The sequence below is a fragment of the Pseudomonas sp. 910_21 genome (genome assembly GCF_052850735.1).
In genome coordinates, this window is the sequence record NZ_VXCY01000007.1 from 89,854 (window position 1) to 103,570 (window position 13,717).

The window sequence follows — 13,717 nt, forward strand, 5'->3', positions numbered from 1 at the left end:
TCAAGGGTCGATCCTGACCGCGTCCAGCACTATTGCACCTTGAGCAGTCGAAACGACAGGCTGATTCTTTCGCCGGCGTCCGCAGCTTTTGGAATCGCGTGCAGCCAGTGCTTTTGCAACTCGTCCGACATGTGCAACAGCGAGCCGCTGGCCAAGCTGTAGTCGAAGGTGACGCCGGTTTCCTTATGACGAAAGACCATGGATCGCGGATGGCCCAGGGAGACGATCACCACCCCGGTGCCTTCCACCAGTTGCTCGTTGGCATCGGAGTGGAAACCCATGGAGGACTGACCGTCCGGATAGAAGTTGAGCAGGCAGTTGTTGGGACGAAAGCCCAGCCGTTGCTCGATGGGCTCGCACAGTTGTTCCAGGGCCTCAGGCATCGGCACCGCCGGGTAGGTGATCTGCGAGTAGTCGTAGGGCGCGCCGAAGCTGGCGGTCTTGCGCGCGCGCATGCGTTCGTCCCAGAGCACGCTGTCCTTGAGGTGGCTGAACAGGGCATCGGGGGCCGGGATGAAGTCGGGGAACAGGTCGATTGCGGGTGGCGTCATGGGGCGGCTTCAGGTGGTCAGGAGACGAACGGCGAGTCTAACCCGGTTAGGGGCGCGCTCGCTGCTCGACATTGCACCTGGGTGATCCTGAGCCCTCAGCCACCATTGCTGCCGAGGATGCTTGCCACTTGCCGCGGCTGGCAGTTGAGGTAGGCCGAGGACTTGAGCCAGCGTTGGTCCGGATACCAGGAAAACATGAACTGGCCATCCTTGAGCTTGTCTATCACCTGGCGCGCTACCTGGGGACGCACCGCCGGGCAGCCCTGGCTGCGGCCGATGCGGCCCTGGCGCTGGCTCCACAAGGGATTCACGTAGTCGGCGGCATGGATCACGATATCCCGGTCCCGGGCCCGGTCATTGAAGCCGGGCTCCAGGCCGTCCATGCGCAAGGAGTAGCCGTGGCTGCCCTCGTAGCTTTCCTGGGTGCGGAACAGGCCCAGGCTGGATTGATAGCTGCCCAGGCGATTGGAGAACTGGGTGGCGAAGTTTTCCCCGGACTTCTGTCCGTGGGCCACCAGATCCCGCAGGACCAGTTTTTTGCTGCGCAGGTCGAAGATCCACAGGCGCCGGGCGGTGGACGGTTGCGAGTAGTCGATCACCGCCAGGTGCCGGGCTTGCCGGGCGCCACTGTTGACCGCGCATTGCATCGCATTCAGGGCACTTTTCAAGGCTTGGGGATTGAGTTCCGGTGCGGCGTGAGCGAGGCTGCTGTACAGCGCGGGGGCGGGTTTGCTGGCGGCGAAGGAAGGACTGCAAAGGGCGCCCAGAGCGATAGTCGCCAGGCAGAGTCGGCACAAGAAGTTCAACATGTATAAAGCGTCCCCATGATCACTTTGGCTCCTGACGTCCTGTCGTTCCCCCGGCAGTCTGGTCTATATGTTTAGATCCCAGGCCTGATTGTTCCCCATCTGCCGTAACGGTTGGCCAACGCACTGAAGGCCACGGATTGGAGTAAAGCAGTTGTTCAAAAAAAACGCATGTTACTTGAGCCTGTGCCTGCTCGCTGCGCCATTGGTCGCGCTGGCCGAGGACCCTGCGCTGGCGACGGCCAGTCCGATGCAACTGACGCTGACCCAGTTGGCGGTGGCTTGCCCGGCACTGAGTCCGCGCCTGGATGCTTCCGCGCAACTGCTGTTGCAGGCGTTCTACCGCCAGACCGGCGAACAGCCAGTGTGGTCTGCCGAGCACCGGCTGGCCGGCCTGCAGGCGCAGTTGGCCCAAGTGATCGATGACGGCCTGGACCCGGGGCGCTACCGGCTGCCGGTGAGCAGCACCGCAGGGGATGGGCTGTGCACCGATATCGCGATCAGTCATCAGTACCTGCAAGCCCTGCAGGACCTGCACTACGGTCGCTTGTCACAGAACCGCTTCGAGCCCTTGTGGCGGGCCCAGCCGCTGGCGGACGATCGCCAGGCGGCGTTGCTGGCGATGGCCGTCCCCGGGCTGGAAAACCTCGCCGGCGCTTTCGATCAGGCCCGTCCGAACCTTGAGCAATACCGCAACCTGCGCCAGGTGTATGTCCGGGAACGCCAGCAGCCATTACCCAGTTGGCAGGCGGTGGCCGGTGGCCCGCTGCTGCGTCCGGACATGCAGGACAAGCGAGTTCCGGAGCTGGCCCAGCGCCTGTACCTGGGCGGCTTTCTGCCAAACCCCGAGGTCAGTGCCGATAATACCTACAGCAGTGACCTGGTGAGCGCGGTGAAAAATTTCCAGCTCAGTCATTCCCTGCAGGCTGATGGCGTGATTGGCGCGGGCACCCTCAAGGAGCTGAACATCAGTCCGGCCCAGCGCCGCGAGCAACTGCGCATCAACCTCGAGCGCCTGCGCTGGCTGGCCCAGGATTTCGAACCCAACATCGTGTTGGTGAACGTCGCGGCCGCGCAACTGACCTTCTATCAGGACGATGCGGTGGTGTGGCAGACCCGCACCCAGGTCGGGCGTGCCGAGCGCCAGACGCCGTTGTTGAAGTCCCAGGTCACGCGCCTGACCCTGAACCCCACCTGGACCGTGCCGCCGACCATTCTCAAGGAAGACAAACTGCCGGAAATCCGCCGTGATCAGGGCTTCCTCAATCGGCAGAACCTGCAGGTGCTGGATGCCAATGGCCAGCCCCTGGCGCCCGAGGACGTCGACTGGGAGCGCCCGGGCAATATCCTCCTGCGCCAGGGGGCGGGCCCGCGCAACCCCTTGGGGCGCATCGCCATCCGCTTTCCCAATCCGTTCTCCGTGTATCTGCACGACACGCCGAGCCAGGCGCTGTTCAGCAAGGGGCCTCGCGCCTTCAGTTCCGGCTGCGTGCGGGTCGAACAGGCGCTGCAACTGCGGGACTGGTTGCTGAGCCCGGCGGAGCGGTTGCGCACCAACGACTTGCTGGCCACCGGCCTGACCCATGAATTCCGCCTGGCCAGGCCGGTGCCGATCCTGCTCAGCTACTGGACGGTGCAGGCCGACAGCCATGGGCAGCTGCTCTATGCGCCGGATATCTATGGACACGACGAAGTCCTGTCCAGCGCCCTGGGCAGCAAGCTCCTGTAGGAGCGAGCTTGCTCGCGATGAACCCGAGAGCAGTGCATTCAACCGGCACGCGCAGCTCCTCGAGCACGCGTGTGCCTACAAGGGGCCGTCTCGCAGTGGCTTCAAGGCTGCGCGGGTGCCAGCTGGTCGTAGATCACATCCAGTGCCGGTCCAAGGTCGCCATCACCCTGGGCGACCGCCTTGATGCCCTGGGGCACCGGCAGCGACGGATCGCCATGCATGCCCAGCGGCGGCGGCAATAGCGCCACCTTGGCCGGCCGCTCATAGATCACCCGGCCTTCCTTGACCGTCTTCAGCACCTTGATTTCGCTCAGGGTTTCCGGCGCTTCGGTCAGCGGGTTGGCCGAGAGCACGGCGAAGTCCGCCAGTTTGCCGGGGGTGATGGAGCCTTTGCGGTCCTCCTCGAAGTGCTGGTACGCCGACCACAGGGTCATGGCCTTGAGCGCTTGCAGAGGCGTCACTCGCTGATCCGGCCCCAGCACATAGTCGCTGCGCGTGGTGCGATTGACCGTGGCCGCCAGCACCCGCATGGAGTCCGGCAGCGCCACCGGGGCATCGTGGTGGGTGGTGAACTTCAGACCGGCCTTGAGCACCCATTGAGTGGGTGAGATGTTTTCTGCACGCTGCGGGCCCAGCACCGATTGGCGGTGCCAGTCGCCCCAGTAGTAGGTGTGCATGGGGAACAGCGAGGGGAAGATCTTCAACTGCTTGAGCTCGGCCACCTGATCCTGGCGCAGGGTCTGGCCATGGATCATCACCGGACGTACATCGACCCCGGGGTAGGCTTTTTCTGCGGCGCGCATCGAGGTCAGTAACTGGTCGATGGCCCGGTCGCCGTTGGTATGGGAGAGGATTTGCCAGCGATTGGCCAGGGCCTCCTTGTAAATGGCCAGTGCCTGGTCGTCCTTGACCACGCCGTAGCCGGCATAGCTGGCATCCTGGCCTTGGGGCGGCTTGAAGTAGGGTTGGCTGAGCCAGGCGGTCTTGCCCTGGGGCGAGCCGTCCAGAGTCAGCTTGACCCCGCCGATGCGAAAGTGCCGGTCGTAGCTCACCGGCTGGTTGCTCGGGTGATACCAGGGCGCGACCAGCAGTTCCTTGGTGCCCGGGGTGAGGATGTCGGGGTAGGAAACGATATCCGCCAGTAGCTTGCCGTCGCCGGCGGCCTTGATCGCCGTCCTGACCTGGTCCGGCGAGGAGCGGCCGTCCTGCAGGGTGGTGTAGCCATAGCTGATGTACAGCTGTTGCCCGGCGCTGAGCATGTCCACCGCCTGGTCGGCCGTGAGCTTGGGGAAGATCTTGATCAAGGCGTTGAAGAAGGCGTTTTCCTCCAGCACGCCGTTGGGCTCCTGGCTGCCCTCGACCCGGCGGATCACCCCGCCTTCCGGGTTGGGGGTCGAGGCGTCGATCTTCGCCAGTTCCAGGGCCTTGCTGTTGAGCACCCCCAGGTGCGAGGACTGGTGGACGATGGCAATGGGCACGTCCCTGGACACGGCGTCCAGGTCGTCCTTGGTCGGGTGACGCTGCTCCTGGAGTTGGGAGTCGTCATAGCCAAAACCGAACAGCACGCCGAACTGCTTGGGGATCGGCGACTGCTGTTCAAAGTTGCGCAGGGTTTCCTGAAGCTTGGGAATGGTGTTGTTGGCACCGTCCGGCGGTGGCAGCAGGTTGGCGCTGGCGGCCTGGAAACCCACCATCGATACATGGCCGTGGGGGTCGATAAAGCCCGGCAGCAGGGTGGAGCCCTTGAGGTCGAGCATCTGCGTGGTCGGGCCCTGGTTCTGCAGTATCTGTTTGCGCTCGCCCACGGCGAGGATCTTGCCGTCCTTCACCGCTACGGCCTGGGCATTGGGGTGTTTGTCGTCGAGGGTGATGATCGGGCCGTTGAACCAGATGGCATCCGCCTCCGGGGCGCCTGTGGCGGCCATGGCGGTGCCGCAGGCGAGCTGGATGGCGGCCAGGAGCAGCGTGAGTGAGGGTCGTGACATGACCTTTCTTCCTTGAAGGTATGGAGGAGGGCTCAAGCCTAGACGCAAAGATGCGCCCTGAGCGAAAAGCTTGAGGTATCGTGTGCGGCCTTTTTTGCCTCTCGAGGGTCGTCATGCCATTGAACAAACGCCAACAGGCCGCCATGGAGCGTCTGCTGGCCGTCACCCTGACCGAGGCTTGCGAAAGCGCCAAGGCGCAGATCGAGGGGTTTGCCTGGCTGACCCACGAGGCGGATTACGCGGCCTTTCCCGCCAGCCTGGTGGTGGTCTGGGTCTTCGACACCCAGGCGCACAAGGAGCGTGCTCTGGCCGCGGGCCAGGGCACGCTGATGATCGAGTTGACGGCCCGGGCATTGAACGAGGCCCAGGTGTGCCTGGACTCATTGGCCGCCCATGTGTTCTTCGACAGCGAGGAGCAGTGCCGCAGGGTCAGCGCCGGAGACTGGGGGCAACGCCTCAAGCGCCTGCGTCCGGGACGGGGTTGAGCCATGGCCAAGGAAATCGACAATCCCTGCATCGCCCTGTGCCAGCTCAGCGGCGACCTGTGCGTGAGTTGCGGACGGACCAAGGAGGACATCCGCAAATGGAAGCGCATGAAGCGCCCGGAAAAAATGGCCGCCGTGCAGCGGGCCAGTGCGCGGCTCAAGGCCTTGCAGAAAAAGAAGGGCTGATCAGGTATCGCTCTGGAATTGACCGGCGCCAAGGCGCTGCACGCTCAGCCAGAAGTCTTCCACAGGTTCGTATTCGGCCAGAGACAGACGGTGCTCCTGTCCCAGCTCGTCTTCCACCATCAGGCTGGCCTCCCAGTCGAAATCCGGGTTCTGGGAAATGGTGTAGGACGGGTAAGGGCTGTTGATCTCGAAATGAATCGAGTAGACCTCCAGCGGCGGGCACGACAAAAGGCCTCGTGCATACAGCTGCCAGACCTTGCGCATGCCGGGCACGCACAGGCGCTCGGCAAAGGCCAGGGCCAGGGGGATGTCGTCCCAGGCGGCCTGCACCCCTTGCTGCGCGGCCGCGAGCCGGCGCTGGGGCGGTTCGTTGCTGGGGTGCTGGACGTAGACCAGGCGGCTGCCGAACTGCAATTCGCATTGCAGCACGCCGGCAGCGGTTTCCCAGTGGCCCAGCAGCGATTTCTTGAGCAGGTCTATTTGCATCGCGTCCGAGGGCTCAGACCGTTTGCCGACGCATCGCCAGGATGGTGGTGCCGAAGAAGATGAATGTGGAACCCACCACGCGATTGACCCATTTGGATAGTGCCGGCCGGGTCAGTACGCCCTTGGCCCGGGAAGCGAGCACGGCATAGACGCTGAGGGAGATCAGCGACAGGGCCATGAAGATCAGGGTCAGGATGAAGAACTGCGGCAGCAGCGCCGCGTGCTGGTCGATGAACTGCGGGAACAGCGCGGTGAAGAAAATCGTCGCCTTGGGGTTGGTGGCGGCGGTCAGGAAGGCCGACTTGAACAGCTTGAGGCGCGGCGGCTTGCCGACCTTGGTGCTGTCTGCGCTGGCTTGGCTCAGCAGTTGGCTCTTGCTGAACAGCTGCTTGGCACCGAGGTAGAACAGGTAGCCGGCACCGACGATCTTCACCGCATTGAAAATCCACTCGGAACTGGCGATCAGCGCCCCCAGGCCGAGCATGGCCGCGGCAGACATGCAGAACAGCCCGCTGATATTGCCCAGGGATGACCAGATAGTCGACTTGGCGCCGTAGGCCACGCTGTTGTGCAGTGCCACCAGGGTGGCAGGGCCGGGGCTGGCGATGGCGATCGCCGCCACCAGGGTGTAGGTCAATATCGAGTGAGCATCCATGGTTCGGACTCGTCTTGCAGAAAAAGGGGGTTCGATTCTATAGGGGGCAGCACCAGGCTGTAAGCCAAAATTTCCAGGCTGCGTCTGGGCGGTTTTGGGACTGCAAGTGTCGCGCTAGGTTGGCAATTGTCAGTAGCGCTTAGAAGGCATTGCGCTGATACACCCTCAGATCGCAGGACGACGCAATGATCAGCGTGCGGCCGCTGTAGGAAAAGCCAAAAGCTCTGTATCCGGCTTCAATGGCCAGCTTGTGGAAAACCACCGGTCGATTGATCTGGACGCCATACAGCCAAGATCCAGGCTCCACTAGCAGCAGGTGATGTTCGGGCCATGCCAGGGAGACGCTCTCGACCTGCCAGCCGTCGTTGCTACCCAGGGGCAGACTGCCGCCATTGATACCCGACATGGCAATGGACTTGCCCGCTAGAGGCCCAATCCCCTGGGCCTCGAGGTAACGGTTGCTTTCGACGTCCTGCGTATAGTCCCGGGCAATTTTTTCACCCGTCAGGCAGTCGATGACACTTCGTCCTGAACTGGAGGTCACCAGCAACAGCTCAGAATCACGATCGAAACCGACTTCCAGCAGGCTGCCCGCGGCTCGCTCAGTGACCAGCTTCCAAGGTTCCGGAGGCGGGCTGATGGGGCATTCAGCGATGGTGCGACGCAAGGTGTCCAGGTGCGAGGTATTCATCCGGGGCTCCGCTGACGGTTCCTGATTTATCGAGTGTTCAGGCACCGGCTGGTTGGTCGAGGTCGATTTACTGCATGGTCACGTCGCTGAACTTGAGGGTCAGCGGGTCATTGTTGCCATCACGAAATACCAGCTTGATGGCCGGGGTTCTGCTCATTTTGTTGTTACTTTGCTGGAAGATCAGGGTAACCCGGGTCGGCACATTGCGAATCAGCTGGAAGTCCAGCCAGGAATGGGACTCGACCTGACCCACCCGAATGGAGTTGAAAGTTAGTGGCCCGCCGGATTCGTCGAACAGGCGAGTGCCATTGTCGAAACTGAAATTGCGATCAAGGTTGAGGTTGGTCAGCTCGAATGAGCAGGTCGGCAAGCGGCCGATGTTTTCACAGCCTTCCAGTTCGAAACGTACGTTATCCAATACTTCAATGCGTCGGCCCAGGAGGTTGTTGCCTTCGTTTTCGACAATCTTGGCCTGCAGCTTGGCGAATTCGAACGAGGGCTTGGCGTACTCGGTGCCGAGGATGAAAAAGCCGAAGGAGAGGATGCAGGCCAGGCCGAACTGCAGCACGCCTCTCAGCAGGGGCGTGAGATTGCGCATCTGCCAGCCCAGGGATACCGCCCCCAGGAACAGGAAGGTGCTGACCAGCAACACTACATTTTTCCAGCTGATGAAGCTGAAACCGAAGACGCTGGGATCGGGGACCGCATAAGTAATCAGGGCCCACAGAGCGCTCAGTACGACCCCGAGGCCCGCCATTCCCCGAGTGATCAATGAGGTGAGTTTCTGGGTGCGGGTCGACGGTGCGATTGAATCTTGAGAGGACATCAACGGTACTGGCTCCTTGTTCCGTAGTTGGATCATGCGTTCTTGCAGGCGTTTGTCAGACAGTTTTTCCAGCGGACCTCACGGAAGAGGAATACTGCCCGGTTATGGCGAGTTGCCATTATCCAGTATCGACGGGAACGGTAAAGCAGAGTCTGTTTTTGCAGTCCTTGGCGCGGGCGATCGATGCAAAAGCAGCTCAGGTGTCCAGGCCTTTTACATCATTGCTGCAATCGATAGTTATCATCAAAAAGTGCAGGTTCCGTTTTTCCAGCAAAGGAGGAAGATGGCGCTTACACCGTGCTGGCTGCAGAAGGAAACACCCGATGAGAATCTCGACTCTATTGACCCTTGTGGTTGTCTTGATCGCGGGAACCGGTGCTTCTGCGACAGCCTTCGCTGCCGACGACATGTCCTGTCACTTCCTGCCCATCGCCGACAGTGCTGCCAATCTGCAGCACGCCCAATCGGCGGCGGTGCTGTACAGCGAAAATACCGTCAACACCCTGCAGTATCTGCAGCACTACCATTCGGTGGCCCTCAATGGGGCGAAGAATGCCGGCCTTGATCCGCGTATCAGCGCCGCTTTCGTCGACAGTTCCGACCCGCAACGGGCGATCAACTGGCTGATGGCGTCGTTGCAGAAACACTTCGCCAGCGTGACTCTGTATGACAGCCTCGATGCCGTGGTCCAGGCCCGGCCCGATGTGGTGGTCATGCTCGACACCTACAACCAGCTGGTGACCAAGGGCAACAGCAAGGTGGAGGCGCGGTTCATCGCCAAGTTCTATGACGCCAACCTGCAATACATCGGCAAGGCCGAAGGCATCCAGGCCAAGGAGCTGCCTTCGGTCTGGGTCCGGGGCAAGGCGGCGCCGGAGATTGCCGCACAGATCAACCAGCAGACCGAGCTGCAGGTCAATGCGCTGAAGCAGTTCGACGCATCCCTCAAGGCACTGGTGACCCAGGGTGATGCAGGGCAGGTGGCGACCAACCAGTAAGGTCACCACTGGCTGAAAAAAAACGCCCCGGTTGCTCGGGGCGTTTGCGTTCATGGCCGGGCTCGAACCCTGTCCAGGGCTTGCCGGCTGCTGTGGTCCACAGGCCGGCGCCTCAAGGCGCGCCGAACATCGCGGTCCAGTAGATGCCCGCATCGCTTTTCGGGTCCACCGCATAGGCCGCTCCCAGCTCGCGGTAGGCCGGGTTCATCAGGTTGGCGCAGTGCCCGGGGCTGGCCAGCCAGCCGTCCAGCACCTTGCGCACGCTGTCCTGGCCGGCGGCGATGTTCTCGCCCACTTGTTGCCCGGCATACCCGGCCAGTTCGGCGCGATCGCCCGGGGTGCGGCCGTCATGGTCCTTGTGATCGAAATAGTTCTGGTTGGCCATGGCCCGGCTGTGTGCTTCGGCGGTGCTGCCCAGGGTGGCATTCCAGGCCAGCGGTGCGCTGGCGGCAAAGCTCTGGCCGCCGCATTGCCGGGGCTGGCTGCGGGCGCTGTTGATCTGTGCCAGCAATTGCTGGCCCTCGGCTTGCCAATCCCCGAGGCGGGCGGCCAGCAACGGTCGCGCGAGGACGATGCGCCACTGGTTGGCCTGGCGATTGACGCCGATATCGACGAACTGCGGGTCCAGCACCACCTGGCAGAAGCTCTCGCGCACCGCCTGCATCGCCGCCTGGGCGTCCCGGGGGCCGGAGAGGCTGATGGCCTGCACATTGACCATGGGATAGGCCACCCGTGCCAGGGCCTGTTGCAGGTCACCGACGTTGTCCACCGGCAGGATCAGGCGCGGATCGCTGGCCAGCGGCGGCAGCTCCGAGGAGGCCTGGTTGGCGCAACGTTGCGGCTGGCTGCGGTAGGCGTTGATCGATTCGATCAACTGCGACCGATCATCGGCCACGGCGCTGGCCGAACCCAGCAGGCCCAGCGCCAGAGCGGCGGCGGGCAAGAGCAATGGACGCAGGGGCATGAAGATCTCCCGAAAAATGACAGCGCTCATGATGCACCCGGCGCCCGGGCTTTTCATCCGTTGCAGGATGAAATCGCTATTCACCGGCGGGTCTCAATAGAAGTCGAAGTACAGCGCCCATTCCCCCGTGTCGCGATGCTTCCAGAACATCAGTTTGCCGCCGTCCACCACGTTGAGTCCGATCTTGGCGTCGGAGGCAATCTGCATCACGAACTCGAAACCGTCCCCGGCATCGATCCCCGATTGGCAGTAGGACGGATAGCCCCCCAGCTTGTGTTCATAGCAGTGGCTGATCAGGTCGTAGTAGCACTCGATCCGGCCACTGCGTTCCAAGTCGAGAATGGCCTGCTCCACCTCATCGGGGATGCCGCCACCGTCCCACAGCGGAAAGTCCTCGGCCACGGCTTCGGCTTTGATCGGCAGGGGTTTGAGGAAGGCTCCGGGAGCCGCCAGTTCCTTGTGCACCAGTACCTCGTCGTCGCGGTATTCGCGGATCAGCCAGCGTTCGCCCATGGGTTCCAAGGGTTCGGGGAAGGGGTTGGCGACAAACACGCTCAGCACCCGCACGCCTTCCAGCAGCGGGCTGTGAAAGGGCAGGCTAGGGAGATAGAGCTGGGCAAAGGGCAGCAGGGTTTCACCGGCGCCGTTGCGCGGCAACTCTTCGTCTTCGCGAAACAGAAAGACGCGGCCCAGCCAGCTTTCATCCATGGCCTGGGTGGGGCGAAAGCCGCCGGCGACGAGTTTTAGCGCGGGTCTTGCCAGGCTGCGCTGGATGTCTTGAATGTCCATGCTCAAATGAAACGTCCTCAGGAAGGGGCGGGGCGAGGGCGGATCATACAAAAGCCCGGCGCTGTCTGCAGCGCCCGCAGGGAGGGGCGCTGCGACACGGCCGATTCAGAACTGCGGTGTGTACTTCACGCTGAGCATGAAGTTGCGTGGATCGCCGAAGTTGTTGTTGCCATCCAACTGGTTGTAGCCAGAGATGTAGTAGTGCTTGTCGAACAGGTTGTAGGCGTTCAGTGCCAGGCTTACCTCGTCGTTCAACTGATAGGCGATGCGGGCGTTCCAGACGGTGTAGCCCGGCACCTTGTAGCTGCGTTCATAGCCCAGGGTGTGGCTCTGGCTGGTGAAGCCCAGGCCGGTGCTGACCCGGCTCCAGTCGCCGTCGAGGCGATAGTCGCTCCATACCCGCAGCATGTGCTTGGGAGTCCATTGGCTGAAGACTCGACCCTGATCCTTCGGATCTTCAAGGAAGGTGGTGGTGTTGTAGGTGTAGCCGGCGAACAGCTGCAAACGATCGACCACTTCGCCGCTGACTTCGGCTTCCAGCCCCTGGCTGCGCACCTTGCCCGAGGCGGTGGAGCAGTACCAGCCGTCACAGGCGTAGCCCGAGGCGGTGTCCTGTACGGCACGGTTCTTCTGGTCGTAGCGGAACAGCGCCAGGGAGGTGTTGACCCGGCCTTCGAGCAGTTCGCCCTTGAGGCCGACTTCATAGTTGCTGCCAATCACCGGTTGCAGCACCGAGCCGCTGGCGGTGCGTGCGGTCTGCGGCTCGAACACATCGGTGTAGCTGGCATACACCGACCATTCGCGGCTCAGGTCGTAGACGATGCCGGCGTAGGGCGTGACTTCGCCGCTGTCGGTCATGGTGGACGGATCGTCCGCGGTGCCCTTGTGGCTGATGGCCTGGTAGTTGGTGGCGTCGTAGCGGTAGTCATACCAGCTGACCCGGGAACCCAGCACCAGGGTCAGGTCATCCATGGGCTTGATCCGCCAACTGCCATACAGGCCTTTCTGGCGGACATCGTAGCGGCTGTGGGTGCCGCGTCCGCCGGGAGTATTGAGCAGGCTGTCGTAGCTGATCTTCGGCCGATCGTGGTCGATGGCGAAGATGTTGCCGCCATTGTTGAAGGTGCGCGCGAAGACGTCGTCAGTGGTCAGTTTCGAGTAGTTGCCGCCCAGGGTGATTTCCTGCTCCATGGACAGGCCCTCGAAGCGCCCGGTGAGGTTCATGTCGAGGCCGATCTTGGTGTTGTCGAAGTCGGTGACCCAGTCGGCGTACTGCAAGCCGCTGCCGTCGGGGTTGACGCCCTCAAGGGTGGTCTGGATGCGTTGCTGGATCGAGTCGTTGCTTTCGCTCATGCGCACGGCACCGACCTTGAAGGTCCAATCCTGGTTGAAGCGGTGCTCCAGGTCGGCGTACAGCGTGGTGACGTTGATCTGCGAGTGGTTCCAGCGCGCGCCGCTGTAGGTCGAGCGCGGCAGGTTCACCGTGCTGCCGTCGGCATAGCGCGGCAAGCCGCGGAGCATCGGCCGCGATTCGGCCTCGGAGCGGCTGGCAGCCAGGCCCAGGGTGGTGTCGTCGCTCAGATCGAAGTCCAGGGACCCGTACAGTGAGTGGGTCTTGCTCCATTGCTTGTCGATGAACGAATCGCTCTGGTCCTCATCGGCCACCACGCGCCCGCGGACCGTACCGGCGGCATTCAGTGGGCCGCCGGCGTCCAGTTGCAGGCCATAGTGATCCCACGAGCCGGCCTTGCCGGTCAGGGTCACGGTCGGGGTGTTCTGGCCGCGCTTGCGCACCAGGTTGATCGCGCCCCCCGGGCTGCCTGTGCCCTGCAGCAGCCCCGAGGCACCGCGCAGCACTTCCAGGCGGTCGAAGAAGATCAGGTCCTGGGTCGCCCAGTTGCCCAGGGAATAGGTGTTGCGCGGGATCGGCACGCCATCGTATTGCCAGTCGTCGATCTGGAAGCCGCGGGAGGAGAGGATCATGCCTTTGCCCACCCCTTGCACGCCCACCAGGCCGGTGGTCTGGTTGGCCGCGGCCTTGAGATCGGTCAGGCCCTGGTCATCCAGTTGCTTGCGGGTCATGACCGTGATCGATTGGGGAATCTCCCGCAGGCTGTGGGTGCCCTTGCCGATGGTCACTGCACGTGCGGCGTAGGAGCCGGAGCCTTCAGTGGTGGTGTCGAACCCGCTCTCGATGATGCTGGTCGTGCCCAGTTGCACGGGGGCACCGTCGGCCGGTAGCGGCTCGACGCTGTAGTGGCCGCTGACGGTGAGCTTCAGTTGCAGGCCGCTGCCAACCAGCGCGCTGTGCATGGCCTGCAGCGCGGTCATCCGGCCAATCACCGCTGGGGCTTGCTTGCCTTGCACCAGCGCCGGTTCCAGGGCCAGCACGGCGCCGCTCTGGCCAGCGATGGCGTTGAGCGTCACGGCCAGGGGGGCCGCCGGCAAGTTGAACGACTGGAGCTGCTCCTGGGCCTGGCTGTTCAGGGCAGCCACGGCGAAGGCAGCGGGAAGGACATGGAACCAAGGGTTGCGCACGGAATTCTCCTGATTGTGTTGGCGTGTC

The 13,717-nt window shown here is 62.9% G+C and carries 14 protein-coding genes; 4 read left to right on the plus strand and 10 right to left on the minus strand.

Annotated elements, in window-relative coordinates:
- Window positions 1-29: 29 nt before the first annotated feature.
- Both FW796_RS21890 and FW796_RS21895 read right to left on the minus strand, forming a co-directional pair.
- Window positions 30-551 carry an alpha-ketoglutarate-dependent dioxygenase AlkB family protein gene (locus FW796_RS21890; RefSeq protein WP_446440015.1) on the minus strand — a complete coding sequence of 174 codons (522 nt, stop codon included), beginning with the start codon at window positions 549-551 and terminating at the stop codon, window positions 30-32.
- Between the two features lie 95 nt (window positions 552-646).
- The gene (locus tag FW796_RS21895; protein WP_346636098.1) at window positions 647-1,360 is read right to left on the minus strand and encodes a murein L,D-transpeptidase catalytic domain family protein; all 714 of its coding nucleotides are present in this window, start codon (window positions 1,358-1,360) and stop codon (window positions 647-649) included.
- Window positions 1,361-1,511: 151 nt separating this feature from the next.
- Between FW796_RS21895 and FW796_RS21900 the strand changes: the two genes are divergently transcribed.
- On the plus strand, window positions 1,512-3,086 hold the full coding sequence (locus FW796_RS21900; RefSeq protein WP_446440016.1) for a L,D-transpeptidase family protein: 1,575 nt from the start codon (window positions 1,512-1,514) through the stop codon (window positions 3,084-3,086).
- Window positions 3,087-3,187: 101 nt separating this feature from the next.
- On the opposite strand, the gene FW796_RS21905 is transcribed toward FW796_RS21900, so the two are convergent.
- Window positions 3,188-5,071, minus strand: a complete 1,884-nt coding sequence (locus FW796_RS21905) for an amidohydrolase (protein ID WP_404939367.1) — start codon at window positions 5,069-5,071, stop codon at window positions 3,188-3,190.
- Window positions 5,072-5,184: 113 nt separating this feature from the next.
- Between FW796_RS21905 and FW796_RS21910 the strand changes: the two genes are divergently transcribed.
- The gene (locus tag FW796_RS21910) at window positions 5,185-5,556 is read left to right on the plus strand and encodes a hypothetical protein (protein WP_346636101.1); all 372 of its coding nucleotides are present in this window, start codon (window positions 5,185-5,187) and stop codon (window positions 5,554-5,556) included.
- A gap of 3 nt (window positions 5,557-5,559) precedes the next feature.
- Window positions 5,560-5,742, plus strand: a complete 183-nt coding sequence (locus FW796_RS21915; RefSeq protein ID WP_102879910.1) for a DUF1289 domain-containing protein — start codon at window positions 5,560-5,562, stop codon at window positions 5,740-5,742.
- On the opposite strand, the gene FW796_RS21920 is transcribed toward FW796_RS21915, so the two are convergent.
- The 4 genes from FW796_RS21920 to FW796_RS21935 form a co-directional block, all read right to left on the minus strand.
- Complete coding sequence (locus FW796_RS21920; protein ID WP_446440017.1) at window positions 5,743-6,228, minus strand: hypothetical protein; 486 nt, start codon at window positions 6,226-6,228, stop codon at window positions 5,743-5,745. It lies immediately after the preceding gene.
- A gap of 13 nt (window positions 6,229-6,241) precedes the next feature.
- Window positions 6,242-6,883 (minus strand): LysE family translocator, encoded by a 642-nt coding sequence (locus FW796_RS21925; RefSeq protein ID WP_404939371.1) that lies wholly within the window; start codon window positions 6,881-6,883, stop codon window positions 6,242-6,244.
- A 139-nt stretch (window positions 6,884-7,022) separates the two neighbouring features.
- Window positions 7,023-7,574 (minus strand): hypothetical protein, encoded by a 552-nt coding sequence (locus FW796_RS21930; RefSeq protein ID WP_446440018.1) that lies wholly within the window; start codon window positions 7,572-7,574, stop codon window positions 7,023-7,025.
- A 67-nt stretch (window positions 7,575-7,641) separates the two neighbouring features.
- Window positions 7,642-8,400, minus strand: coding sequence for a hypothetical protein (locus tag FW796_RS21935; protein ID WP_446440019.1), 759 nt, complete (start codon window positions 8,398-8,400; stop codon window positions 7,642-7,644).
- A gap of 323 nt (window positions 8,401-8,723) precedes the next feature.
- Between FW796_RS21935 and FW796_RS21940 the strand changes: the two genes are divergently transcribed.
- Window positions 8,724-9,398, plus strand: coding sequence for an ATPase (locus FW796_RS21940; RefSeq protein WP_446440020.1), 675 nt, complete (start codon window positions 8,724-8,726; stop codon window positions 9,396-9,398).
- A gap of 112 nt (window positions 9,399-9,510) precedes the next feature.
- Here the strand turns inward: FW796_RS21940 and FW796_RS21945 are convergent, their stop codons facing one another.
- From FW796_RS21945 to FW796_RS21955, 3 genes are all read right to left on the minus strand, one after another.
- Window positions 9,511-10,362, minus strand: coding sequence for a CAP domain-containing protein (locus FW796_RS21945; protein ID WP_346636106.1), 852 nt, complete (start codon window positions 10,360-10,362; stop codon window positions 9,511-9,513).
- A 93-nt stretch (window positions 10,363-10,455) separates the two neighbouring features.
- Window positions 10,456-11,151, minus strand: a complete 696-nt coding sequence (locus FW796_RS21950) for a hypothetical protein (protein ID WP_346636107.1) — start codon at window positions 11,149-11,151, stop codon at window positions 10,456-10,458.
- 105 nt (window positions 11,152-11,256) lie between these two features.
- On the minus strand, window positions 11,257-13,689 hold the full coding sequence (locus FW796_RS21955) for a TonB-dependent siderophore receptor (protein WP_404939377.1): 2,433 nt from the start codon (window positions 13,687-13,689) through the stop codon (window positions 11,257-11,259).
- Window positions 13,690-13,717: the final 28 nt, after the last annotated feature.